The 24,128-nt window shown below is 70.1% G+C and carries 18 protein-coding genes and 2 pseudogenes; 10 read left to right on the top strand and 10 right to left on the bottom strand.

All coding sequences use genetic code 11. The features are described from left to right. The first annotated feature begins 95 nt into the window (after positions 1–95). The 4 genes and pseudogenes from ACIGXP_RS01650 to ACIGXP_RS01635 form a co-directional block, all read left to right on the top strand. Positions 96–923 carry an FAD binding domain-containing protein gene (locus tag ACIGXP_RS01650; RefSeq protein ID WP_399762905.1) on the top strand — a complete coding sequence of 276 codons (828 nt, stop codon included), beginning with the start codon at positions 96–98 and terminating at the stop codon, positions 921–923. After that, a complete protein-coding gene (locus tag ACIGXP_RS01645) occupies positions 920–3,622 on the top strand; it encodes a molybdopterin-dependent oxidoreductase (protein WP_399762903.1) in 2,703 nt (900 codons plus the stop codon). The genes ACIGXP_RS01650 and ACIGXP_RS01645 overlap by 4 nt, the downstream gene beginning before the upstream one ends. 6 nt (positions 3,623–3,628) lie before the next feature. Beyond that, on the top strand, positions 3,629–4,600 hold the full coding sequence (locus ACIGXP_RS01640; protein WP_399762902.1) for an antibiotic biosynthesis monooxygenase: 972 nt from the start codon (positions 3,629–3,631) through the stop codon (positions 4,598–4,600). 113 nt (positions 4,601–4,713) lie between these two features. Further along, positions 4,714–5,118, top strand: a pseudogene (locus ACIGXP_RS01635) (transposase); the annotation flags it as partial. Here ACIGXP_RS01635 and ACIGXP_RS01630 read toward each other — a convergent pair. Next, complete coding sequence (locus ACIGXP_RS01630) at positions 5,077–5,634, bottom strand: DUF4253 domain-containing protein (protein ID WP_399762901.1); 558 nt, start codon at positions 5,632–5,634, stop codon at positions 5,077–5,079. The pseudogene ACIGXP_RS01635 and the gene ACIGXP_RS01630 sit on opposite strands and share 42 nt — an antisense overlap. Positions 5,635–6,089: 455 nt before the next feature. On the opposite strand from ACIGXP_RS01630, the gene ACIGXP_RS01625 reads away from it, so the two are divergent. The 3 genes from ACIGXP_RS01625 to ACIGXP_RS01615 all read left to right on the top strand — a co-directional run bounded on the left by ACIGXP_RS01625 (position 6,090) and on the right by ACIGXP_RS01615 (position 7,943). After that, entirely contained in the window at positions 6,090–6,581 is a 492-nt protein-coding gene (locus tag ACIGXP_RS01625; RefSeq protein WP_399762899.1) for a DUF2975 domain-containing protein, read from the top strand. Continuing rightward, entirely contained in the window at positions 6,581–6,802 is a 222-nt protein-coding gene (locus ACIGXP_RS01620) for a helix-turn-helix transcriptional regulator (RefSeq protein ID WP_133024831.1), read from the top strand. Before ACIGXP_RS01625 ends, ACIGXP_RS01620 begins: the two co-directional genes overlap by 1 nt. A gap of 490 nt (positions 6,803–7,292) precedes the next feature. Beyond that, positions 7,293–7,943, top strand: a complete 651-nt coding sequence (locus ACIGXP_RS01615) for a peptidylprolyl isomerase (RefSeq protein ID WP_363220180.1) — start codon at positions 7,293–7,295, stop codon at positions 7,941–7,943. A 207-nt stretch (positions 7,944–8,150) separates the two neighbouring features. On the opposite strand, the gene ACIGXP_RS01610 is transcribed toward ACIGXP_RS01615, so the two are convergent. Together ACIGXP_RS01610 and ACIGXP_RS01605 are read right to left on the bottom strand one after the other, a co-directional pair. After that, positions 8,151–9,089 carry a DUF2510 domain-containing protein gene (locus ACIGXP_RS01610; RefSeq protein ID WP_399762896.1) on the bottom strand — a complete coding sequence of 313 codons (939 nt, stop codon included), beginning with the start codon at positions 9,087–9,089 and terminating at the stop codon, positions 8,151–8,153. 21 nt (positions 9,090–9,110) lie between these two features. Further along, positions 9,111–9,403, bottom strand: a pseudogene (locus ACIGXP_RS01605) (SDR family oxidoreductase); the annotation flags it as partial. Positions 9,404–9,696: 293 nt separating this feature from the next. On the opposite strand from ACIGXP_RS01605, the gene ACIGXP_RS01600 reads away from it, so the two are divergent. Together ACIGXP_RS01600 and ACIGXP_RS01595 are read left to right on the top strand one after the other, a co-directional pair. After that, positions 9,697–10,995, top strand: coding sequence for a phosphatidylserine/phosphatidylglycerophosphate/cardiolipin synthase family protein (locus ACIGXP_RS01600; protein WP_399762895.1), 1,299 nt, complete (start codon positions 9,697–9,699; stop codon positions 10,993–10,995). A 319-nt stretch (positions 10,996–11,314) separates the two neighbouring features. Beyond that, on the top strand, positions 11,315–11,857 hold the full coding sequence (locus ACIGXP_RS01595; protein WP_399762894.1) for a DUF4232 domain-containing protein: 543 nt from the start codon (positions 11,315–11,317) through the stop codon (positions 11,855–11,857). Here ACIGXP_RS01595 and ACIGXP_RS01590 read toward each other — a convergent pair. From ACIGXP_RS01590 to ACIGXP_RS01560, 7 genes are all read right to left on the bottom strand, one after another. Continuing rightward, positions 11,833–12,171, bottom strand: coding sequence for a hypothetical protein (locus ACIGXP_RS01590; protein ID WP_399762892.1), 339 nt, complete (start codon positions 12,169–12,171; stop codon positions 11,833–11,835). The genes ACIGXP_RS01595 and ACIGXP_RS01590 overlap by 25 nt on opposite strands. An 81-nt stretch (positions 12,172–12,252) precedes the next feature. Continuing rightward, positions 12,253–13,473, bottom strand: coding sequence for an alpha/beta hydrolase family protein (locus ACIGXP_RS01585; protein WP_399762890.1), 1,221 nt, complete (start codon positions 13,471–13,473; stop codon positions 12,253–12,255). 83 nt (positions 13,474–13,556) lie between these two features. Then, positions 13,557–14,921: a carotenoid oxygenase family protein gene (locus tag ACIGXP_RS01580; protein ID WP_399762889.1), complete on the bottom strand. Its 1,365-nt coding sequence runs from the start codon at positions 14,919–14,921 to the stop codon at positions 13,557–13,559. An 85-nt stretch (positions 14,922–15,006) separates the two neighbouring features. After that, positions 15,007–16,494, bottom strand: a complete 1,488-nt coding sequence (locus ACIGXP_RS01575; protein WP_399762887.1) for an MFS transporter — start codon at positions 16,492–16,494, stop codon at positions 15,007–15,009. Between the two features lie 116 nt (positions 16,495–16,610). Further along, positions 16,611–18,524 carry an ATP-binding protein gene (locus tag ACIGXP_RS01570; protein WP_399762885.1) on the bottom strand — a complete coding sequence of 638 codons (1,914 nt, stop codon included), beginning with the start codon at positions 18,522–18,524 and terminating at the stop codon, positions 16,611–16,613. Between the two features lie 227 nt (positions 18,525–18,751). Next, positions 18,752–19,144 (bottom strand): nuclear transport factor 2 family protein, encoded by a 393-nt coding sequence (locus ACIGXP_RS01565; RefSeq protein WP_399762883.1) that lies wholly within the window; start codon positions 19,142–19,144, stop codon positions 18,752–18,754. Between the two features lie 115 nt (positions 19,145–19,259). Beyond that, complete coding sequence (locus tag ACIGXP_RS01560) at positions 19,260–19,754, bottom strand: cytochrome P450 (RefSeq protein WP_399762881.1); 495 nt, start codon at positions 19,752–19,754, stop codon at positions 19,260–19,262. 100 nt (positions 19,755–19,854) lie between these two features. Here ACIGXP_RS01560 and ACIGXP_RS01555 point away from each other — a divergent pair, with 100 nt between their 5' ends. After that, the gene (locus ACIGXP_RS01555) at positions 19,855–24,117 is read left to right on the top strand and encodes a CHAT domain-containing protein (protein ID WP_399762879.1); all 4,263 of its coding nucleotides are present in this window, start codon (positions 19,855–19,857) and stop codon (positions 24,115–24,117) included. Positions 24,118–24,128 lie beyond the last annotated feature (11 nt).

The raw sequence follows: 24,128 nt of genomic DNA, 5'->3' as shown, positions 1-24,128 counted from the left end.
GCGGCCGACACCAGCTCGGTCAGCGGGAGATCTACTCCAACAGTGCCAGGGACGGTTGCCTTCTCGTAGGTCCGTTCTCCCGTAGGTCGGTTCTCATGGACCTCAACACCATCACCGAAGTAATCCGGCGACCGTCCGAGCGGCCAGGCATGGACTGGCACGAGGGCGATGCCTGGCTCGCAGGCGGAACATGGCTCTATTCCACGGAGCAGCCGGACCTGCGACGGCTGATCGACCTGACGGCGTTGGGCTGGGAGCCTCTTGTTCCGACGGACGAGGGCCTGGAGATCAGCGCCACATGCACCATTCGCGACCTGTACGTCTTCCCCTGGCCGGGAGACTGGACCGCCGGAATTCTCTTCCAGAAGAGCTGTGAGGCGTTCCTGTCCTCGTTCAAGGTCTGGAACGCGGCGACCGTCGGCGGAAACATCTGCATGTCCTTGCCTGCCGGCCCGATGATCACGTTGACGGTCGCGCTGGAGGCGCAGTACGAACTGTGGGCGGCCGATGGCTCCGTGCGCTTCGTGGACGCCCTTGATTTCGTCACGGGCGACCACCGCAACGTCCTCTCCCCCGGAGAGATCCTTCGGCGCATCACCATTCCGGCGCACGCGCTGCGCAAACGCACCGCGCACCGTCGTTTCACGCTGACCCGGCTCGGCCGGTCGACGGTGTTCCTCGTCGGCACGCAACGGCTGGGAGCGGATGACCTGCTGCTCACCGTCACCGCCGGCACCACACGGCCGGTACGCATCGCCTTCGACTCCCTGCCCGATGCCCGAACCCTGCAGCAGAGCATCGACGCCGTGCCTGCCGACGTCTGGTTCGCCGATCCCAATGGGACCCCTGACCACCGTCGGCATCTCACACGGCACTTCGCCGAAGAGATCCGCCGCGAACTCACGGCTGGGGACTTGGCATGAGCTACATCGTGAACGGCAAGGAATTCGGCCGGGAGCCGGCCCCCGGCCAGTGCCTGCGCACCTTCCTGCGCGAACTCGGCCACTTCGGTGTCAAGAAAGGCTGCGACGCGGGCGACTGCGGCGCCTGCACGGTGTGGCTCGACGGCGTACCGGTACACAGCTGCATCACCCCCGCGTTCCGTGCGGACGGCCGTGAGGTGACCACGATCGAAGGCCTTGGACGGCCCGGCGCCCTGCATCCCGTGCAGCGGCAGTTCGAGGAAGCGCCGGGGTTCCAGTGCGGTTTCTGCACCGCAGGGATGATCATGACGTCGGCGACCTTCACCGAGGACCAGAAGGCGGATCTGCCACGGGCGCTGAAGGGCAACCTCTGCCGCTGTACCGGATACCGGGCGATCGAGGACGCCGTGAAGGGTGTCAGTGCGGTGGAGACGGCAGCACCGGGCAAAGCCGTCGGGAAGAGCGTCGGCGCGCCGGCGGGCCACGACGTGGTGACGGGGCACGCCGAGTTCACCATGGACACGCAGATCGACGGCATGCTGCACCTCAAGGTGCTGCACTCACCCCACGCGCACGCCCGGATCCTCTCGATCGACAAGAGCGCCGCCCTCGCGGTGCCCGGCGTGCACCGGGTCTACACCTGGGATGACGTACCCCGCAGACGCTTCACCACGGCGATCCACACCGACCACCTGGTCGACCCGGACGACACCTACATCCTCGACGACACGGTCCGCTTCGCCGGCCAGCGCGTGGCCGCGGTCCTGGCCGACACGGTCGGGGCGGCCGAGGAGGGCTGCCGGCGTCTCGCGGTCGGGTACGAGGTGCTGCCGGCGGTATTCGACCCTGAGGCGGCGATGGCCGACGGCGCACCCCAACTGCACGGCTCCCGCGACCCCGTCCACAACATCCTGCTCGAACTCCACTCGCACATCGGCGACGTCGACGCGGGATTCGCCGCGGCAGACGTGATCCACGAAGGCACGTACTTCTCACCGCGGGTGCAGCACGCGCATCTGGAGACTCACGGTTCGATCGCCTGGATGGAGGACGGCCGGCTGAACGTCCGTACCAGTTCGCAGTCACCATCGATCGCGAAGGTCAAACTGGAGTACCTGTTCGCGCTGCGCCCGGACCAGGTGAGGGTGTTCTGCAAGCGCGTCGGCGGCGGATTCGGCGGCAAGCAGGAAGTGATCGCGGAGGATCTGGTTGCCCTCGCCACCCTGGACACCGGCCGGCCCACCTGTCTCGAATACACCCGTGAGGAGGAGTTCACCACGGCCTCGCCCCGGCATCCGATGACCCTGACGGTCAAGCTCGGCGCGAAGGCCGACGGAACGCTCACCGCCTTCCAGGTACGCAACGTGTCGAACACGGGCGCCTACGGCAACCACGGCGGCGAAACGGTGTACGCGGGCGGAGCCGCCGTCATGATCTACCGCTGCCCCAACAAGAAGTACGACGCGTACTCCGTCTACACGAACACCGTGCCGAGCGGGGCGCTGCGGGGTTACGGGATGACGCAGCCGGCGTTCGCCGTGGAGTCGGCGATGGACGAACTGGCCCGCGCTCTTCACATCGACCCGCTGGAACTGCGCCGACGCAACATCGTGCGACCGGGTGAGCCCCTGCTCGCCATGCACGAAGGCCCCGACGACGTGATCTTCACCGAGGACGGGCTCGCCAAGTGCATCGACCTGGTGGGCGACGCCCTGGCTCGTACCGCCGACCAGCCGCCCCCGGGTCCCGAGTGGCTCGTCGGAGCCGGCGTCGCGAGTTCCCTGCACGAGACCGCACCCCCGACGGAACACCTGTCCGAGGCCTGGGTCACGCTGGGCGACGACATCATCTACGAACTGGCCGTCGGGACACCGGAGTTCGGGGAGGGAACCTCCACGGCCCATGTCCAGATCGCAGCCAACCAGCTGGGCACGACACCCTCGCGGATCCGTCTGGTGCAGTCCGACACCGACCGCACGGGATTCGACACCGGTGCCTTCGCGAGCGCAGGTCTCTTCGTGGCGGGCAACGCGGTCCTGCGGGCGGCCAATGCCGTGCGCGACCGCATCCTCGAATTCGCCGCGGCCCACACGGGCGTCCATGTCGTGATGTGCTCGATGGACGACGACGGTGTCGTCTGCGGGGACCGGCGGGTGTCGCTGGCCGAACTTGTCGCGCTGGCCCGGACCCGGGGAATCCGCTTCACCGCCGCACGCAAGGCATACGGCTCGCCCCGGAGCGTCACCTCCAACACGCAGGGGTTCAGGGTCGCCGTGCACCGCGTGACGGGTGAGATACGGATCCTGTACAGCGTGCAGGCGGCGGACGCCGGGGTGATCATCAACCCGGCGCAGGTCCGGGGACAGGTGGAGGGCGGTGTCGCCCAGGGAATCGGCTTCGCGCTGACCGAGAACCATCACCTCGACGAGAGCGGCGTCATGGTCAACCCGAACTTCCGGAACTACCGCATCCCCACCTACGCCGACATCCCCCGTACCGAAGTCCTCCTGGTGGACTCGGCGGATTCGGTGGGGCCCATGCGGGCGAAGGGGATGGCGGAGTGCTGTATCAACCCGGTCGCTCCCGCGCTCGCGAACGCGGTGTATGACGCCACGGGCGTCCGCTACCGTGCGCTGCCGCTGACCCCGGAACGCATTTACAGCCGGCTCCCTGCGCAGCAGTCGGTGTCGACAGGTTGAGCCACCATGAACACCGAAAGGAATGTAGCCGCCGCGGCGACGGCGATCATCGGCCAGAAGGTCCTGCCCGGGATGGAACGGGAATTCGAGTCGTGGCAGCGGGACCTCAACACCGCGGCCTCCTACTACCCCGGATTCCTGGGCGCCGAGATCTCCCCGCCGACACCGCTGCAACCCGACTGGGTCGTCGTGTACCGGTTCGACTCCGTGGCGCATCTGCAGGCGTGGATCAACAGCGCGACCAGGCAGACGTATCTCGACGTCGGCGCCAAGTACTTCGACGGCCCGGCGACCCAGCAGGTGGTCAGCAGCGGCACCCAGTCACTGGATCCGCTGGTCACCGTGGTGGTCACTCATCGCGTCTCCCCGAACCAGGTCGACGACTTCCTCGCCTGGCAGCACCGCATGGTCCAGGAGGAGAGCAAGTTCGAGGGGTTTCGCGGGACCGAGCTCTTCCGCCCCATCGAGGGACTCCAGGAGGAATGGACCACGCTGTACCGCTACGACAGCGCCGAGCACCTCGACGCCTGGCTGACGTCGCCCCAACGGCAGGAGATCCTGGCCGAGGGCGAGAAGTTCAGCGACTTCAAACTGCGTATGATCGACAACTCGTTCGGCAGCTGGTTCGCCTTCGAGGGCAACGGCAAGCAGGCACCGCCGCCGCCCTCCGAGACCAGGACCTCCCTCGCCGTCTGGGTCGGCCTGTACCCGACGGTCGTACTGCTGACGCTCGCTCTGTCCCCGCTGCACATGCCGCTCTGGATCGGCCTGCTCGTGGGCAACCTGCTGTCGAGTTTCCTCATGAGCTTCCTGACCATGCCCTACTACGTGAACCCGCTGCTCGGGCGATGGCTGCGGCCACCGCCGGACGAACCGGCAAGGGCCAACCTTTGTGGCCTCGGTGTCGTCGTGGTGGCGATGGCCTTCTGGGTTGTCGTCTTCTACCTCGTCACGGTCCGGTTCTGGACGCTGCCCTGACCGGCGACCGTGAAGTGTTGAGTTCCGGCGCTGCTTCGGTGCTGACCTGGCACCCGCCAATGAGACGGCACCACTTCCTGGCGTTCGCCGGGGACGTTTGCGTGTCGCCATACCGTAGGAACGACGTCACCCAGCTGCTGCCGCTGCTTGTCGCGATCCCACCCATCCGCGGCCGGGTGGGCCGTCCCCGGGCGCAAGCCGACTCGCTGTTCGCCGACCGTGGCTACGATCACGGCCTGTACCGCGACCAAGTCCGGGCCCGTGGGATCGTGCCGGCCATCGCCCGCCGCGGCACCCGACACGGCACGGGGCTTGGCACTTGTCGCTGGGTGATCGAGCGGAGCTTCGCCTGGCTCCACGGCTTCCGGCGCCTCCGCGTCCGTTGGGAACGCCGAGCCGACATCCATGAAGCCTTCCTGAAACTCGCCTGCTGCCTGATCACACACCGGCAGCTCGGCTTGTTGTGTCGGCCGTTGTCAGTCCCACCAAAAGGACCAGACGGGAGAGTTGACGAGTGAGGCGGCGTAGTCGGGATACGGGACGGTGCCGTCGTTGACGTTGTCGGCGCCCGTCAGCACATGTTCGAGAGCGAGATGGGTGGCATGATCGGCGTCCCGGGGCGGGCGGGCGACGGAGACGTGAATCATTGCGCCGTCAAAGGCGACGACCCGTGCACCGAAGCGGTCCTCCCAACTGCGGAGCAGGGCGCACAGCAGGGGCAAAGGGGCTTCCGCCTGCCAGCCCATGACCGCGGGAATGTCGGCGGAGCGGGTGGCCGGAACCAGGGCCAGATGAGGCTTGGGCAGCGGGTAAGGGCCGTCCGTGAGCCGGGCGATGGCGGTGCGGGCGGCGGCATCAGGGTCGGCTCCGGCCGGGGAAGGGATGCCGGCCGCCAGGCCGGGCCACCGGTCGAACGGCGCCCCGGGATCCTCGTCCCAGGGTTCGACGCCCTCTGGCAGGTCCTGCGGTTCTTGCGGCATCGCAAGCTGCCTCAGCTGGAAGGCTCGATAGGAGTGCCAGTCCCGCTCCAGCACGTCGTGAAGGTCCAGTGCGTCGATGGCCGCGAGGGCGGTGGGTCGTCCAGGTCCGTATGGGGTGGAGACGAGCAGTGGCCACAGTCCGGTTTCCTGCCGTGCACTCTGGCAGTGCGTCCACGACCCCACGGGGTCCGAAACTGGTTCCTCGGACAGCCACATGCGCGGTGGTGAGGCGTCGCCTTGGACGACTTCGGGGAGGCAACGGCCCGGCGGAAGCCCATCGGGCAGTGATGAGAACATGCGCGCACGTTAGCCGCGGTCACTGACACCGGCCATCCCTGATCCGGGAAGACGCGCGGTCGACTTCGGCAAGATCGAAAACCTTCGCATCGCACCATGCTGCGGGAGGGGGGCGGCGTCCTGCCAAGGTGCGCCCGCCCCCCGACCCGACCCTTGCTTCACCTATCGAGATTCGATAGATTTCCATCGTGCTTCGATGGAAGGGTGGGTCAATGGGAAGGCTGACAGTGCACGCGCTGCGCGCCGTGCTCGTGGTGGTGCTCGCCGGCACCGTGTTCGTCCAGGCATTGATGGTGTGGGCGTTGGTCAGCGGGAGTGACCCGGAGGGCGGGTCACTCCCGCTGACCCCGCTGCGCGTGATCACGATCCTGGGCATCGGGACGGCCCAGGTCGCCCTGGTCTGTGTATGGCGACTGGTAACGATGGTGCGACGCGGAACCGTGTTCTCCCACGCCGCCTTCCGGTACGTGGACGTCATCATCGGAGCGATCGTTGCGGCTGCTCTCGTGTGGTTCGCGGTCACGGCCCTGAATGCGCCCGGCCAGCGGGACGACCCGGGCGTCACCCTCATCATGGGCGGGATTGGCGTGGCGATCCTGGGAGTCGCGCTCATCGTGCTCGTGCTGCGCATGCTGCTCGCCCAGGCCGTCGCCCGCGACGCCGAAGCGGCGCAGATGCAGGCCGAGTTGGACGAGGTGATCTGATGCCGATCGCCGTCGACATCGACGTGATGCTGGCCAGGCGGAAGATGTCCGTGGGCGAACTTGCGGACCGCGTAGGGATCACGCCCGCCAACCTGGCGGTACTCAAGAACGGCCGCGCCAAGGCGGTGCGCTTTGCGACGCTCGCCGCGCTCTGCGAGGTGCTCGAGTGCCAGCCAGGCGACCTGCTTCGCTGGGAGGCCGAGGACACCGCGGGCGAATGAACCGTGCCTGCCGACGCGCCGTCGCCGGTCCCGCTTGCCTTCGACCAACTCCGCGAGCATCCCGGGGCCGTACCCGGGCAGGACCCGGGCCTGCTGGAGCGTCTGGCCGAGGCGCCCGACCCTCGCGATCCGCGCGGCATACGGCACGCTCTCTGGTCGTCATGCTTGCGCTGATCGCCTACGCGGCTCTGGAGACTCGGCCGGGACGACGCCGAGTGGTTCCCGGCACGCCTGTGCCTACAGCCGCCGGGAAGGCCCGGAGTCCTGGAAGTGGCCACCCGGGGTGTGCCAGGGGCACCGCCACGGCCGCAGCCGGCGGGCCGGTCAGAGGACTGCCCGTCGTGCTGTCCGTGTCCTGCCGCCCGGTTGCCGTGGTGCCCGCCGGCCCAGCTTGACGGTCGTGGCGCGGGGTTTCACCCGGACGACGGAGCGGGCAGGATGAGGCGGCCATGACATACCCATGCGGTGCTGACCCGAAGGGAACCGTCTCGTGCTCCGTAAGCCAAGCGCCCTGCTCACCGCCTCCGCCCTGCTCCTGCTCGGCATCGCGACGCAGGCCGCGGCCGACACCCCGCCCCCTGCCGCCTGCACCTACACGCCGGCCGTTCCCGCAGACAACTTCAAGGGGATACCGGTCTTCGACCCGGTGAAAGCCGCCAAGCCGTACAGCGCGACGCTGCGCACCGGCCAGGGCGCGATCACCTTCCGGGCACTGACCGACAAGGCTCCCTGCACCACGTACTCCTTCAAGTTCCTCGCCCAGCGCCACTACTTCGACCGCTCGCACTGCCACCGGCTCACCACCGCGCGCATCTACGTGCTCCAGTGCGGCGACCCGACCGGCACCGGGAGTGGCGGGCCCGGTTACTCCTTCCCCGACGAGAACTTGACCGGGGCGACCTATCCTGCGGGGACGGTGGCGATGGCCAACGCTGGGCCCAACACCAACGGAAGCCAGTTCTTCTTCGTCTGGAAGGACACCAAACTCTCGCCCGCCTACACGCCGTTCGGCAAAGTCACCGCGGGCCTCGACGTGCTCCAGAAGATCGCGGGGGGCGGCGAGGACGACCAGAACGGGCCGGGAGACGGCTTTCCGACGCTGCCGGTGAACATCAAGCGCGTACAAATCAAGAGCAGGTAGTACGGTCCTGCGCCGGCCCGGCCCTTGCCGGAAGCTTCGTCCGTCCCGGTCATGGTCGGTGTCGTACGAGTTGGCCGACGAGATCGTCCCGCGGGGAGAAAAGCCATGGGGGACGTGACCGACCTGGAGAACTCAAGGCCACAGCGACCGCGCCGACGTACCGCGGCGAGGGCCGGACGTTCCTGTGACGGCCGGGCGGCGCCACGGTCAGACGCTGGTGCCGCTGCCGCTGCTGCTGCCGCTGCCGCTGCCGGCGAGGCGCTCGATGCCCTCAGTGATCCACTGCATGTCCGTCACGGACGGGCCCCCGCTGTTGTCGTCAAAGCCGAAGCCGAGCAGCAGATAGCGGCCCTGGACCCGCGGCGAGGGGAACACCACCGCTTCCACGACGGCGCCGGGCCCCTTGCCCGTGCTGACCTTCCAGCGGATGAAGTACCCCTGCCGGCCCGCGACCGTCACAGCCCCTGCGGCGGTCCGGCGATGTCCGGTGATACCGCCGTAGTCCTTCCGGCCGCTCCTGTTGGTACCGTACGTGCTCTGCGCGACCTCGCCGATCTCGGCCTCTGCCAGCTCCTTGAGGGGCAGGTCGCCAGGATGGGCGATGACCCGCGTGTACGCCCCGCCGGGCAGGCAGTAGTCGGCGGGCACCGCCGGGCAGTGGTACACGGTGCCGTACCCGAGGCCCGCGCCGTTCTTGGTGGAGGTGCCCCGCCAGCCGCGCAGCACGGGAACGCGAAGGCCGTTGACCGTGTCGTCGACGTGTCCGGTGACGGCCGGGCGCTGCCCCGGGGGCCGGCTCACGCCACCGAGGCGGCCCTCGCCCGCGGAGCCGGAAGGGCTCGACTGGGCGCGGTGCGACGCCGACGGGCTCGGCGTGTGCGGGTCAGGGGAGGCGGGCCCGTGGGCCGACGGTGACTTGTGGCCGCCGTCGCCGCCAGTCAGTACCACCGTCGCCGTGACACCCCCGGCGACCAGCACGAGGGCGCCGGCTATGAGGCCCACGACCAGGCCGTGGCGTTGTTTGCCCCCGGCGGGCGGCTGCGGCGCCTGCACATGCTCGGTCCAGGTCGCGCCGTCCCACCACCGATGCCCGGCCGGGCCGCCGCCCTCGTGCCACGGGTCCGGATACCACCCAGGGGTCGACATGTCCACGGCGACACCCTACCCTCACGCACTGACGGCGCGGCCACCGAGGTTGACCGGCCGGCCCGGGTCCGGTACACGCGTGATCCAGCCGTCCACCAGGAAGTCGGTGGCGCTCACCCAGGAGGAGTCGTCGCCGGCGAGGACCGCGACCGCCGCGGCGATTTCCCCGGCCTCCGTGAACCGGACGACTGGGACGTGCGCCAGGCGGCGCGCGGCCGGCTCGGCGTCCTCGGCGAACAGCTCCCGCAGGAGGGGGTGTTGACCGGGCCGGGGCACAGGACGCTGCCCCGGATGCCTTCCCGCGCGAAACAGACCGGTTGACGTCCCACCGCCCTGCAGGGCGGTACGCCCGTCTCCGTCGACCGGCCGGCAGGTCCTGGACCTGTTCATCGGTCTCGGCAGGCGCGGTGGTTGCCGTGGGCATTGCGCCATCGGAAGTAGGCCGGCAGGGCCCGGCGCACCGAATGCCGTGATTGCCGGGCCTCCAGTGGCCTACTGGGACCCTACGCGAAGTGATCTTGCTGCTTGCGTGACCGGCCGCCCCTGTCATGCCACCCGCGCTGTTCATACCTGAATCGACCGTGGACCCACCTCAAGGAGGGCGACGATGCCCCGTTCGATTGCGTGCCCTCGTGCGGCCCGCCACCGACGTACGCTGCCGCCCATCGCCGTAGTACTGCACCTGGTGGCCGCCCTTCTCCTCGGTGGCGCGACACCCGCCGCCGCTCTGACGAAGCCGGTCGTCAACGGGCCCGTGTTCAACGACCCGCTGGGCACGCCGGCACAGCAGAAGGCGATCTTCACCCAGCTGGTGCAGTTGATCGACGCGACGCCCGCCGGGGCGGAGATCCGCGGCTCGATGTACGAGTTCCAGGACCAGGAGGTCGCCGACGCGCTGCTCACCGCCCACCGGCGCGGCGTCGACGTCAAGCTCATCGTGGATGACTCGACCTACGTGGACGGTAACGGCGCCGAGTACGCCAATCCGGCCTTCGAGTCCCTCAGGGCCGGACTCGGAAACAATGACGCCGCCCGCTCCTGGATCGTCGTCTGCGACGACAAGTTCGAGGACGCCGACGGCGTGGACGACGTCCAGCGCGGCTGCCTGAGCGTCGCGCCACCCGAACCGGCCTACAACCACAACAAGTTCTTCATCTTCTCGAGGATCGGGCCCTTCGACGACGGCACCAGCTACCCGAAGGTCGTCTTCCAGACGTCCTCGAACCTCTCCGACTGGTACAAGGTCGAGTCCTTCAACGACGCCGTGACCTTCACGGACGCCGCCGTCTACGACGGCTACGCCACTTATCACGAGATGCTCCGCTACGGGCGCACCCTCGCGGGCGGCAACAACAATGCGTACTTCTCCACCCCGACCGGCTCGACCTACCGGGGCTTCTTCTTCCCGCGCGGTGACACCTCGTACTACAACCCGGCCACCGACACCGTCGTCAACACGCTGAACGAGATCAGCTGCGCCTACACCGGCACGGACGGGCTGCAGCACCAAAGCGACATCCGCATCGTGATGTACAGCTTCTACGGCTCGCGCGTCCAGGTCGCCGACAAGCTGGCCGAGCTGCGCGGCAAGGGATGCTGGATCGACATCATCTATGCCGAGAGCGACAGTACGATCACCACCAAGCTGGACACCGCCGGCATCCAGCACCTCAGGTGTCGTATTCCCAACGGCCCCGGAATCGACGTCCGTCCGCACAACAAGCAGATCCTGATCGACGGGTACTACAGCGGAGACACCACACCGCGCGTCTACACAGGCAGTGCCAATCTGACCGGGTCGTCCCTGCGCTCCGCAGACGAGGCGCTCGTACGGATCGTCGACGCGTCCTACCACTCGAAGTACCTGAGCACCTTTTACAAGATCCGCTCCGCCTGTGGCGGTTGACGACACCTCGGCCTGGACGACAACCACCCGTCGTCATCACCAGCTACGGCCGACACTCTTTGCCGGCCACATGTCGGCCAGGGTGTTCCCGCGCCGGCAGGCCGGCGCCCGCCGCAACGCGGCAGCTGCCTCCAGCAGGTCGAGCTGATCCCGGGCCAGGTAGGACACATGAGTGCTCGTACGCGCCACAGTGGTGAACCCGATTGGCGGGAAAAGTTCCCCGGTACACCGAACGTCCCCCCGGCATTGCACGTCTTCAGTGGCGTAGGCACGCACTGACCTCGCGTGCCGATTCGTATCGAGGGGAATCCGAAACATCATGAAGAGCAAGCTGACCGCCGTGGCCCTTGCAGCCGTTGTCGTCGCCGGTACTGCCGCTGCCGCCATCCCGGCCTCGGCCGCCCCCGCCAAGGCCGGGCCGATCCGCTGCCACACCGCCGACCTGAAGGCCGGCTTCGCCACGGGGGATGACGCGAAGCCGGAGATGGGGCAGACCGCGAAGCAGACCCAGGCGTACATCTGGTTCACCAACCGGAGCAAGCACACCTGCACCCTGTCCGGCTTCGCCGGTGTCGACATGGTCGGCGCTCAGAAGACCGACGGCACCTGGTCGCTGGCGCGCTCCTCCGAGAAGCCCGAAAAGATCACCCTGGGGCAGGGGGACACGGTGGACTTCAGCATCACCCTGCTACCGGTGGCCAAGTCCACGCCGCAGAAGGAGAAGTTCGTCCCGGAGAAGTTCCTGGTCACCCCGCCGAACGAGACGACACACTTCACCCTGAAGTGGCCGTTCGGCGGCCAGATCCTCAAGCAGGACGGAGCGACCCACCCGGGTACCTACGTCAACCCGGTCGGCCTGTAACCAACTGGACGGCCTCTGAGCACCGGCAGGGCCGGCCGCCCCGGCCCTGCCGCGCCGGATTCGCGCTGTGAGGCTCGCGAAAGTGTCACCTCCAGGCTGGGGCGCAGGACAACGTAAGACAGGCCGAGATCACGCTTTCGGCATTCGGCACGGAAGGCGTCAAGCAGCCAGGGGCCGAGGATGCCGTCCAGAACAACGTCGTAACCATCGCCCGCGTATGCGCACGCCGCGTCGATCATGACTTTCCGCACGACCTCGTTCTGGCGCTGAGCTTCCGGCAGGTAAGGCAGGGCGAAGCCCGAGCGGATCCACACGTAAAGACTGTCGGTGGGCAAGTGGACGGTGGGTCGAGCGGCACTTGAGGCGAGCGCCTCGGCAACAGAGCAGCCCAGCGCTCACCGCCGGGAGACTGTGTCGTCCAGCCAGTCGTAGATACGGGCGAGGGCCAGTCGCTGAGCGCCCGCCTGGCAGTGCGCGTCGGCGCCCTCTTCCGTGGTGAACTCGAGCAGCGTCCGGGGGCAGGTGAGGTGGTCGTAGAGCCGGCGGGCCTGGTCGGCGAAGAAGAGGTCCTCCACGGCCTCGCAGACCAGCGTGGGGCATTCGATCTGTTCGGCGAGGCCGTCGCGAAGGTGGTAGTCGAGATAGGCGGCGCCGAAGGCCCGGGGGGTGTCGGCTCCCATCACGTACATGCCGTGGTTCAACGCCCATCGCATGACCGGGTCGGTGGCGATCAAGTGGTCCAACCACGCGTCGAGTTCGGGGTCCGAGGCCGCGCGGAGCCGCCGTTCGGTCTCGTCCCGGTCGCCGGGCACGATGTTGGTGATCGCCTGGCCGAGGTCGTAGACGCCGTCGAGGGCGATCACCGCGGACAGCCGGCGTTCGAAGGCCGCCGCTCTCGGGGCGAGCAGACCGCCCATGCTGTTGCCGAGCAGGGCGATCCGGTCCCCGTCGACCTCCGGCAGCGTCTGCGTGAAGTCGAGGACGGGGCCCACGACGTTCTCCCAGTCCGGACGGAAGACCAGTCCGTCGCGGTGCAACGGCCCCGGCTGCCCCGGGCCTTCGAAGACGAGGACGGTGTAGCCGCGCTCCACACCCGCCATCGCTCCGAAGAAGTGCATCTCCTCCGCCGTGCCGTCGAAGCCGTTGTGCATGACCACGGTCGGCCGGGCGGTGGTGGAGGCGTCGGTCCGGTAGAGGTAGCCGGGCAGGGTGCCGCCCTCATACGGGATGCGGACCGGCTCGATCCGTGGGCCGGTGAACAGTTCCGCGGCGGCGCGGAAGCACTCCACGCTGCGGTCGTAGGCGTGGTGGTGGCGCGGGTCGCACGGGTTGCCGTGCAGGAAGAACTCCGCCGACCGGTAGTAGTTCGACGCCCGGAGGAATCCGTCACGGGCGCTGACCGGGTGGCCCTGCGCCAGGGCCCGCCGGGCCTCGGCGGACACCCGGTCGGCGGTGGCCAGCCACTCGTCGTGCCAGCTGTCGTAGTCGCCCTCCGCGATGCGCACGCTCGTCGAGACGACCTCGCCGAAGTCGGCGCCGCCGTAGGCGATGTGGCCGAACGACCGCAGGGTTTCGTACCAGAACTGGGCGTCCTTCGGAAACAACAGGGGTTTCATGTTCGCTCCTCGGAGTGAGGGGTCGGTGGGGGCTCCGGCGCCCTGGGGGACGAGCCGTGCCCGTCCCCCAGGACGGGTGGTGGTCAGCCCTCGGTGCCGGTCAGGGCGCTGTCGGGGATCCAGGAGCCGTGGATTCCGGCGGTAACCCGGCGGGGCAGGTGGACGGTGGCGATCCGGTCCAGGCCGGAGGCGTCGAGGACCAGCAGCTGTGAGGCGTCCTGCTTGAGGTCGGAGACGACGGTGAGCAGGTAGCCGTCGTCCTCGTGGGTGGCGCCGGCGGCGGGGACGAAGACGGCCTCGCTGGGCAGCCGAGCGTCGCCGACCTGGTGGATGCGGCGGGCGCCGGTGGTGCGGTCGTACTTGACGAGGCCGTAGCCGCCGAAGCCCTTCTCGTCGGGGAAGGAGACGGCGTAGTGGTAGCGGTTCTCGGCGCCGAGGTAGTCCTCGTTGAGGGTCGGGAACTCCACCGGCAGGTCGTCGATGATCTGCTCGTCGACGGTTCCGGCGGCCGTGTCGATGACCCAGCGGCGGATGTACGAACGGGCGTTGGGCTCGGTGCTGCGCCCGGGGGCGCCGACCCACCAGTTCCAGGAGAGGCGGAAACCCTCGCGGTCCACGGTCGGGCCCTCCAGGACGATGCGGCCCTGGCCGTCCTCGTAGGCGTTGCAGACATGCAGCATGTTGCCCGGCTCGATGGAGAACCAGCGGATGTGCCGGGCTCCGTCGGCCCCGCGGGGCATGACTCCGATACGGGAGGGGTGCTGATCGCTCCAGCCGTACGGGATGCCGGAGTGCTCGGACGGGTCGAAGGTGACGTTGCCCTCGACGAAGACCACGTGGCGGCGGGTGATGGCGAAGTCGTGCTTGAGCGAGGCGGTCGCTTGCGGGATCTCGGCACTGTGGACGATCTCGCCCTTGGCGTCGGCGACGTAGTACATCAGGTACGGCGGGAACGGCGAGGATCCGAAGAAGTGGAGTTCCCCCGTCACAGGGTCCTCCTTGGGGTGCGCGGTCATCGCGGTGCGCAGCTTGCCGTCGAAGTCGTAGGCGCCCACCGTTTCCAGGTCCTGGGTGAGCTCGAAGGGGTGGTTCGCCTCGCACAGCGCGAGCAGCCGTCCGGCGTGCTCGATGACATGGGTGCCGGCGGTGCTGGCGCTCAGGTCCGGTCCATGCTCGGTCAGGTAGGGGGCGCCGTCCAGGGCGGGGGTGCGCACCCAGCGGTTGCGGTACCACTCGGCCCGTCCCTCGCGCAGCCGGATGCCGTGCACCATGCCGCTGCCCTTGAACCAGTGGGTGGGGGTCACGCCGGGCTTGGGGTTGTGGCCGTTGCGGAGCAGCCGGCCGGTCAGCTCGGGGGGCAGGGTGCCCTCCACGGTCAGTTCGGTGGCGGTGATCTCGTCGGCGACGGGGGTGTAGTGGCCGGTCAGGTAGGGCTTGGCAGTACTCATGGCAGGAACCTCTTTCGATGGATGTGACAGTTGGTCAGGCATACGGCCGACACGGTCCTTGAGGTTGGAAGCCGGTTCTCCAGGTTCAGCCGATGCGGGTGGTGCGGGGGATTCGCGGGTGGGAAGCCGGCCTCGTCCGCGCGGTTGCGGTACGTGCATCGGTACGGCGGCTGAGGAGCGGCGCGAGGAGGGCTGTGGCGGTCAGAATGGCGGACGAGACGGCGAACGCGGTCCGGTAGCCGGCGGTGAGCGCTTCCTCGTACGACTGGTGGACCGCGGCGTGCGTGGTGACCGAGCCGGCAAGAGTCGCCAGGGCGGCGAGGCCGATCGCGCCGCCCACCTGGCGGGTGGTGTTCACCAGTCCTCCGGCCAGGCCCGCGTCCTGCGGCGGTACGCCGTCCACGGCGAGCGCGGTCAGTTGGACGAAGGCGACGCTCAGACCGAGGCCGACGAGGATGCTCGGACCGAGGACGTCGGCGAGGTAGGTCCCGTCGGCGCTGAGCCGTGACAGCCACAGCAGGCCTGCGGCCTCGGTGAGCAGGGCCGCGGTCACGGTCGCGGTGGCGCCGATGCGCCGGGAAAGGCGCGGGGCCAGGGCGGACCCGAGCATGTTGGCGGCGGCGAGCGGGAGTTGGCCCGCCCCGGCGGCCAAGGCGTCGTATCCGAGGACCTGTTGCTGGTAGAGCGGAAGGAAGAAGAACAGGGCGATCCACACGGACCCGAGCAGGGCCATCAGCAGGTTGCCCGCGGCCACCCGGCCCGTGGCGAACAGCCGGGGCGGGATCAGTGCGTTCGGCCGGCGGAGTTCGATCACGGCGAAAGCCGCGAGCAGTGCGGCGGCGGCGACGAGGGCGCCCAGCACCCGGCCGTCCGTCCAGCCGGCGCCGCGTGCGGTGGTCAGCCCCCAGACCAGGCAGGTCAGGGCAAGGGTGACGGTCGCGGTGCCCAGTAGATCGAACCGCCCGGCCGTGCGGCCCGCCGTTCGTGGGACCAGGGCCGCCACGGCGGTCAGGACCAGCGCCGCCCCGAGCGCGACGGAGTGGAAGATCCATGCCCAGCCCCACGCCTGCGTGAGGACACCGCCCAGCAGGACCCCGACCGCACCTCCCGCGCCGGAGACCGCGCCCCACACCCCCAGTGCTTTGCCGCGCCCGGGGCCGGGCGGAAACAGGTCCATGGCCAGGGCCAGCGCGGCCGGGGCGATGGCGGCGGCTCCGAGGCCCTGAACGGCGCGGGCCGCGATGAGAACGCCTGGGGAGGCAGCCGCTCCCGCTGCCAACGAGGCAGCCGCGAACAGAGCGAGGCCGATGGCCAGTACCCGGCGGCGACCGAGCAGGTCGGCCGCCCGCCCGCCGGCCAGCAGCAGCGCCCCGAACGCCAGGCTGTAGGCGTTGACCACCCAGGTGGTGCCACTGTCCGACAGGCCGGCCCCGGCGCGGATCTGCGGCAGCGCGACGTTCACGATCGAAGTCGCCAGCATGACGGTGAACTGGGCTGCGGCGAGCACCGCGAGCACGGCTGACCGCCGAGCGGCGGGCGGCGTGCGCCCCGGCTGTGTGCGTGGGAGGTCCATGGCGCACACCCTCGTGCGGGGCGGTGTCCACTATCCAGGCCCCTCAGGGGCGATGACTGTCCACTCCTGTCCGCACCTGTCCACCCGGTTCTGCCGACGGCGGGCGGGTGCCGTTGTTATCGGGGACCGTGCAGCTCCCGCTGCCACAGGGCCTCGCAGAGCAGATCCATGCCCTGGCGCACGTGACGCCGATAGGTGCCGTACGGAAGGCCGAGGCGGCGGGCGGCGGCCTCCTGGGTGGGCGCGCCGGAGAAGTAGCCAGCCGTCAGGGCCTCGCGGGCGCGCACGCCGCGCGGGTCACCGGCGAGGTCGTCGACGGCTTGGCGCAGCAGGGCGCGCAGCTCTTGGACGGGGTCGGCGAGGTCGGCCGCCAGGCGGGTGCGCGTCAGGGCGCAGGCGGCGAAGGCGGCCGGGTCGCGCCAGTGCGTCAGGGCTTCGCGTACGGCCTGGTCGAACGCGGTGCGCGAGAAGCCCGACACCCCGGACGGGGCAGGGACGTCAGGCGCCGATATGAAACGGTCGAGCCAGGCCTCGACGGGCACTTGGCGCCAGTCGACGACGAACAGGCCGTAGGTGTGCCCACCGACTCTCGGTCGCGCACCGGTGTCGCTGAGGGTGCCCTCGACGCGCTCGGCCCAGCTCTCGGCGTCCCGCCAGACGGCGAAGCCGTAGGCGCGGCCCCGCGCGCGGGCGGCCTCCGCCTGAGCGCGGGAACTGCTCAAGTCGATGACACGGGACGGGACCTGGTACCGCTCCGGGTAGACCGAGAAGCGGCTGATTCCGATGTGCTCGCCGGGGCTCACCGGCGCGGTGGCGTCGGTGTACGCCCACGCTGCGGCGACGACGGGATCGGTGGCCAGGTCCTGGGGGTCGGGAGGGGCCGGCAGGGCGAGTCGGGCCGTGAACGCCACGGTCCGGCCCGTGCTCACGAGACGGTAGACGCTGAAGGCCTGCGGCTGGCGCTGCGCCCAGTAGCGGACCAGGTCCGCCGAGGCGGGTCCCTCGGTCTCCTCCGTCATCCGGAGTACCACGTCCATGTCGTCCGGGCACAGAGGGCGGTCGTGCACCTCGTCCTCGCGGGACCAGGTGCGGAGACGGGCCAGGATCTTCCCCTCTCGGAAGAGGTAGAAGAGCTCGTCGGTGACGGTCCAGACCCGGTCCTCGGGTGCCTCGCGCAGGAGGCGCAGGTACTCCTCGGCCAATCGCTGGCGCATCGTCACGAAAGCGTGGGGAGCCCGCCAGCGCAGGTCGGCGGCCAGCGTCTCGCGTGCCGCGTCGTGCGGGTGGAGGCCCCGGTGCGAGGACTCCATGAAGGGCAGGTCCCGCAGCCAGGAGAAGAGCAGATGGGCGTCCTCGTCGGGCAGCACCGCGGTGAGCAGTTCCTCGGACGTCGAGTGAGCCTGTGCCGCCACCTCCAGGGCGCGGCGATGGGCCGCCGTGGGCACCTCACCGATCAGCCCGGTCAACAGGGTCCGCAGGACATCCGCCGAAGGGGCCCAGAGCTCCTCCCGGCTGCAGCCCGTCGATCCCGCGGCCGCGGCGAGGGACAGAGCAAGCGGATTGCCTCCGGCGAAGCGGAGCACCCGGTCCCGCAGTTCGGGCCGGATCTGCGCTGTGGCCAGCAGGCTCCGGGCCTGTTCCTCGGAGAACGGCTTCAACTCGGTGACGTCCAGGAGCCCGGCCCAGGCCGGGTCGGCGGTCCACTGCGGCTGCGGAGTGAGCCGACCGGCCAGGACGACCAGGGTGCCGTCAGCGGCGCGAGGCAGGAAGTGCTGCCACAGCCAGCTCTCCAGCCACTGACAGTGCTCGAAGGAGTCCACGAACAGCACCGTGCCGGGAACGTCCAGGAGAGAACGGGCCGCGCGCTCGAAATCGGCCGGGTCCCGGCTGACGAAACGCCCGTCGAGTTCGACGAGCGGCCGGCCTGCCGCACGGGCTCGGTCCACCAGGCACCGCAGAAGCGTCGATTTCCCGATGCCGCCCGGCCCGAACACGTAGAACGCGAACGGCGCCTGTGCGTCGCCGGTCAATGCCCGCGCAAAGCGCCCGAGCTCCTCGTCCCGACCGACGAAGGCCCGTATGCGCGCACTGCTGAGTCTCTCTCCTACGGATACCAAGGCTGCTCCCATCCGCGCGCTCCGACGGAACGGGACCGCGCCACGCACTCGTTCCCCTAGAGGGTTTCCAGACCCTTGAGGTTCGCGCGGGCCTCACGGGGGCCTTCGGAAGGCAGCGTGCTCCGAAGGTGCCGTCCCCGTCATTTGATGAGCCCCAGGTTTCCGTCGTCGGGGTGGCCGGTGACCAGGAGGGTGGTCTCTTCGACGCGTCGGAAGCGACCGTCGGGGGCGAACTCGGCGAAGAGGTAGACCTCGGTGCTGGAGGTGCGGCCGTTGTGCTGGGTGACGGTGACGGTGTGACGGTCTGCGTAGCGCAGCCCGTCGCGGAGTTCGTCGTGGACCTCTATGTGTCCGCTGCGGACCAGGGAGCGCAGGCGTGTCATGTGCTGGGTGAAGGAGGTCCGGTCGCTCCACACGCCGTCGGTGCGCTGGCGGTAGTCGGGGGTGAAGTGTCGATCGAGGGCTGTGGCGAGGTCGAGGCCGGGGTTGAAGAGCAGGTCGTTGATGGCGCGGGTGATGTCGGTCGGTGTCATCGCTGTCTTCTCCTGAAGGGGATGGCCGTAAGGGCGGGACCGGCTGCTGCGGCCGAGGGAAGGTGATGCCCGCCCCGCACGGTCGGTGGCAAGGGCACGGAGGGATCTGCGGATGTCAGTGAGGCCCGGGACTGCTCCGGGCAGGGGAGAAGTCCACGTTGAGGGAGGCGCGGCCGCGGGTGTACAGGCCGGTCTCCCGGTAGGGGACCCCGGGAGTGTAGCGGAGCTGGTCGAGCAGGGAGAGGAGCATCGCGGCGACCGTCTCGGACTCGGCGCGTGCGAAGGCTGCGCCGACGCACTGGTGCAGTCCGGAGCCGAAAGCCAGGTGTTGGGCGGCGGCGGTGAAGGAGCGCGCGGTGGCCGGGTCCGGGCGAGGGATGTCGAAGGTGTCCGGGGCGGCGAAGGCGTCGGGGTCGCGGTCGGCCGCGCCGATGAGGCAGAAGACGGTGGCTCCTGCCGGCACGGTGCTGCCGGCGAACACGGCGTCCCGTTCCGCCTGGCGAGGGACGAGCTGGACAGGCGGGTGCAGCGCAGTGTCTCGGCGATTCGTGGCGGGCAGCAGGGGCGGGTCCTGGCGGACCTGCGCCATCTGCTCGGGGTGCCGGCTCACGGAAGGGTGGTTCAGCAGGCCATCGCGTCGGCCTTCACCCCCGGCGCTGGACAACACGAAATCCCTCAACGCCGGGCGACAGCACCCGTACGCTGAGTGGATGCCCCTTCACCCCCGTCCCGAGGCCGAACGCAGCGGGAACCCGGTTGAGGCAGCCTGGGACGAGCTGGGCGACGCGGTGCGGAAGCTGACGTTCGCCCGAGGCTGGGACGACGTCCGGCGCGCGCTCGACGAGCACCCCGAGCTGCTGAGCGACACCGGTGTGGAGCTCTTCGAGTGTCTGGCCGAACAGCTGCGCAAGGGTGGAGAACCCGCCCGGGCCCGCTTCTACGGGCAGTACGTCGACCTTCTGGTGCTGGCCCGTCACATCGGCGTCGAGGCCGCGATCGCCGAGGGGATCGGCGACGACCTTCCGCCCGAACTGCGGGCCGTCCTGTCCTCCTTGGGCGGGTCGCCGACGGCCGGTGACGACCCGCCGGGGCGCATCGGGCGTATCCGGCGTGCCCTGGCGTCGGTCTCCCCGGACGAGGCGCCGAAGGTGTGGCGCTCGCTGCAGGGGATGCTCGGCGACGCCCTGCTCGGCGACCGGACGGGCGATCGCGCCCAGAACGTCGAGGACGCGCTCGATGCGCTCCAGGCGTCCCTCTCCCGGCAGTCGAGGACCGCCCGGCCGATCCTGTGGGCCATCACGATGAACGACGTGGCGAGGGCGCACCTGGAGCGGGTACGAGGCGACACAGAGGAGAACGCCGCGCACGCGCGTGCCGCCTTCCGGCAGGCCCTGGAGATCTTCACCGACGACGCGGGGCCGCGAATCATCGCGGTGGAGACGGAACGGACCCTCCTGCTGCTGGCGACCGGCACCGACGCCGAGCTACGGCGCGCGATCGACATCCTCCGCAGCACGCTCAACCATCTGCACGGCGTCTTCCCGGTCGACAGCGTGGTCGACGTCCCCCGGCTGGCGCGGTGCGTCGTCGAGGTGCGTCTCTCGCAGGACGAGGACGACGAGGACGACGAGGACCACGAGGACGTCGTGGCGGACGTGCCCGGTGCGATGCCCCTCGATGCGAGGGCGGAGCGGATGGTCGTCGGTGCGATGCTGCTGGCCCAGTACTGGCGGACCGGCGAGGGGGACATGCTCCGGCTCGCGCTGCGCCATGCTGAGGACATGGCGCGGTCCACCGACGCGTCCTCGCCTCAGCGGGGAGGGGTCCTCGCGCTGCTCGGCAGCGCCTTGTGGAGCTACCACGAGCGCGTCCAGGATCCGTCGGCTCGGGCCCGGGCCCTGGACGCGCACCGGCAGGCCACCGCTCTGCTGCCGCCCGACTCGCCCGTCCGCGCCGACTGTCTGGCCGTGCTCGCCGAGGGCCTGTACCAGCAGCACGAAGAAAGCGGTGACCAAGGGGACCTGGACGAGGCGATCGGACTGGCCGACCAGGCCACCGCTCTGTTCCCGCGCGACTCGCCGCGACGCCCCGCCTTCCTCGTGCGGCTGAGCGACTACCGGCGGGCTCGGTACTTCTCAGGCGGCGATCTCCACGATCTTGAGGCCCGCCTGGAGGCCCTGCGGTCGGCCGAGGAGCTGATCCCGCCGGACGCCGCCGGCCGGCTCACGGTGCTCGTCAAACTGTCCGCGGCGCTGCACGCACGGTTCAAACGGCTGGATGAACTCGCCGACCTGGACGGGGCCATCACCCGGGCCCGCGAGGCGCTCGACCACACGCCGGACCCGTCCACGGCCCGTGCCGCGGTGTTCGACGAACTGGCTTCCATGATGCAGGACCGTTACGAGCACACGAGTCGGCCGGCTGATCTCGACCACGCCATCGAGGCCGCCCGGCAGGCCCTGGCCCTCACCCCGGCCACGGCGGCGGACCGCGCGGAGAGCCTGTCGCGGCTGGGGCACGCGCTGAACGCCCGCTACGACCTGGCACAACGGCTTGACGACCTCACCGAAAGCGTCACGCTCATCGAGCAGGCCGTGGCGCTCTGCCCGCCCGGGACGGTCTTTCGGGAGGCCGCTTTGAGCGCGCACAGCATGGTCCTGCGCGACCGCTACTTCCGCGACGGCGACCTCGCCGACCTCGTCCGGTCCGTCGAACTGGCCCGCGCCGCACTCGCACTCTCACCACCCGGCGCTCCCGGCCGCTGGATACACTTGACGGGTCTCGGTGTGGCGCTGCGCCAGCTGCACACACGTAGCGGCGCACTGTCCGACCTGGACGAGGCGATCGCGCACTGGCTTGAGGCGCTCGAGGACGACTCCCTCACCGAGTCCGACCGGGCAATGGCCCTTGGCGGCCTCGCCGTCGCGCTTTCCGTCAGGCACCGGCACACCGGTGACGGCGCACACCTCCAGGATGCGATCCGGATGGCACGCAAGGCACTGGCCCCCGTCCCACCGTCGTCGCCGTTGTACCCCAACGCCGCCAACCTCCTGGCCCACGTACTGCTCGACAGCTTCCTGAGCGAGGGCGACCCTGCGGATCTCGACGAGGCCGAGACACTGTTGCGCGGGGGCATCGAGGCGGACCAGGGCAGCGTGCACAGCCGGGTGTTCCTGCCCAGCTGCCTGGCGGGTGTGCTGACCTGCCGTTACGAGATCGACGCGGTGGGCCACGCGGCCGACCTGGACGAGGCGCGAGCGCTGTTCCGCCAGGCTGTGACCGCGGGGTTGGTCATCTGCCCGGACAACGCCGGCGCCGACAGTGTGTCGTGGGGCAGGTGGGCCGTCCGGCGGGAGTCCTGGAGCGAGGCGGCGGAGGCGTACGGCTACGGCTTGCTGGCGATGGAGCAGTTGTTCCGGGCGCAGCTCACGCGCACGACGAAGGAGTCACGGCTGCGTGACGCGCAAGGACTGGCGGTGGCCGCCGCGCACGCGCTGGCCAGGTCCGGCGACGCGACCGGGGCGGCGGTGGCCCTCGAACGCGGCCGGGCCCTGATTCTCTCCGAGGCACTCGAACGCGGCCGGGCCAGGCTGGAACAGCTCACCGCCGCCGGTCGGGCGGACCTGGTCGAGCGCTACCGACGTGGCAGCGCGGCCCTGACAGCACTCGAACACCAGGCGCTCGCTTCGGCGGACGGGTCCGGCCCGGCGCCGGGGCACCCGGTGTCGGCTCACGACCCTGATCTCACCGACGCACTGCGGGCCGCCCGGGCCGAGCTGGAGGCCGTCATCACCGCGATCCGGCGCGTCGACGGCTACGAACGGTTCCTCGACCCGCCGCGGTTCGACGACATCCGGGCGGCCGCGACGACCCCGCTCGTCTACTTGGCTGCGGCGGAGCGGAGCGGACTGGCCCTGCTCGTCACCGGTGACCACGTCGAGGTGTGCTGGTTGCCGTCGCTGACCGAGGAGTCGCTGCGCGCGCGGGTGGAGACGTATCTGCGGGCGTACCGTGCGCGATCGAGCGAGCCCACCGGATGGGAGACCTGTCTGGACGAGGTCACGCGATGGCTCTGGGACGCGGTCATGGAGCCCGTCGTCGCGGCCCTGGCCCCCGCCGTCCGGGCGGCGCTGGTGCCCGCGGGCCTGCTCGGGCTGCTTCCGCTGCACGCCGCCTGGCGCGAGGATGCCTCGGCGCCGACCGGGCGCCGGTACGCACTCGACGATCTGCTGCTGACCTGCGTCCCCAACGCACGCGCCCGCATCGCCGCGGCGGAGCGGGCCACCGCCTCCGGTCAGGAGGGACTGCTGGCGGTGGACGACCCCCACCCGGTGTCCGCGGGGCCGCTGCCGGCCGCCGGCCGTGAGGTGCGGGAGGCCCTCGGCCACTTCGCGCGGACCTGCCGCCTCGGCGGCGACCGGGCCACCCCGGCGGCCGTCCGGGACGCGCTCGGCGGCTACCCGGTAATCCACTTCGCCTGCCATGGTTTCGCCGAGGTCGGCCGGCCCCTCGAGAGTGGGCTCCTGCTCGCCGGCGACGAGTCGCTGACCCTGCGCGACCTGCTGAGGGGCAGCCCGCTCGACGCCCGGCTGGCCGTCCTGTCGGCCTGTGAGACGGCCGTGCCCGGCACCGATCTGCCCGACGAGGTCGTGAGCTTGCCCACCGGGCTGCTTCAGGCCGGTGTGGCGGGCGTCGTGGGATCGCTGTGGGCGGTCTCCGACGCGAGCACGATGGCGCTGATGGCCCGTTTCTACGCGTTGTGGCGCTCGGACGGGCTGGACCCGCCGGAAGCGCTGCGGCGGGCGCAGCAGTGGGTCCGCGACACGCCGAACGGCGCGAAGCGTGACATGTATCCCGGCATCGAGGAACTGAGCGGCGGCCATGTGCCGGCCGGGGCCGAGTCCCTGTGGGAGCGGGCGAGGGCGCATCGTTCCCCGTCCTCCTGGGCCGCGTTCGTGTATGTGGGCGAGTGAGCCGGCTCGCG

The organism is Streptomyces sp. NPDC053069, from assembly GCF_044546895.1.
Classification (GTDB): Bacteria; Actinomycetota; Actinomycetes; order Streptomycetales; family Streptomycetaceae; genus Streptomyces.
The sequence above is the reverse complement of the archived record's forward strand: the minus strand, read 5'-3'. Positions and strand labels throughout refer to the sequence as shown.

Bases quoted from the DNA above. Each gene is read 5' to 3' on its own strand.
- ACIGXP_RS01650 (WP_399762905.1), top strand. From the start codon at position 96: ATGGACCTCAACACCATCACCGAAGTAATCCGGCGACCGTCCGAGCGG.
- ACIGXP_RS01645 (WP_399762903.1), top strand. From the start codon at position 920: ATGAGCTACATCGTGAACGGCAAGGAATTCGGCCGGGAGCCGGCCCCC.
- ACIGXP_RS01640 (WP_399762902.1), top strand. From the start codon at position 3,629: ATGAACACCGAAAGGAATGTAGCCGCCGCGGCGACGGCGATCATCGGC.
- ACIGXP_RS01625 (WP_399762899.1), top strand. From the start codon at position 6,090: ATGGGAAGGCTGACAGTGCACGCGCTGCGCGCCGTGCTCGTGGTGGTG.
- ACIGXP_RS01620 (WP_133024831.1), top strand. From the start codon at position 6,581: ATGCCGATCGCCGTCGACATCGACGTGATGCTGGCCAGGCGGAAGATG.
- ACIGXP_RS01610 (WP_399762896.1), bottom strand. From the start codon at position 9,089: ATGTCGACCCCTGGGTGGTATCCGGACCCGTGGCACGAGGGCGGCGGC.
- ACIGXP_RS01600 (WP_399762895.1), top strand. From the start codon at position 9,697: ATGCCCCGTTCGATTGCGTGCCCTCGTGCGGCCCGCCACCGACGTACG.
- ACIGXP_RS01595 (WP_399762894.1), top strand. From the start codon at position 11,315: ATGAAGAGCAAGCTGACCGCCGTGGCCCTTGCAGCCGTTGTCGTCGCC.
- ACIGXP_RS01585 (WP_399762890.1), bottom strand. From the start codon at position 13,473: ATGAAACCCCTGTTGTTTCCGAAGGACGCCCAGTTCTGGTACGAAACC.
- ACIGXP_RS01580 (WP_399762889.1), bottom strand. From the start codon at position 14,921: ATGAGTACTGCCAAGCCCTACCTGACCGGCCACTACACCCCCGTCGCC.
- ACIGXP_RS01575 (WP_399762887.1), bottom strand. From the start codon at position 16,494: ATGGACCTCCCACGCACACAGCCGGGGCGCACGCCGCCCGCCGCTCGG.
- ACIGXP_RS01565 (WP_399762883.1), bottom strand. From the start codon at position 19,144: ATGACACCGACCGACATCACCCGCGCCATCAACGACCTGCTCTTCAAC.
- ACIGXP_RS01555 (WP_399762879.1), top strand. From the start codon at position 19,855: ATGCCCCTTCACCCCCGTCCCGAGGCCGAACGCAGCGGGAACCCGGTT.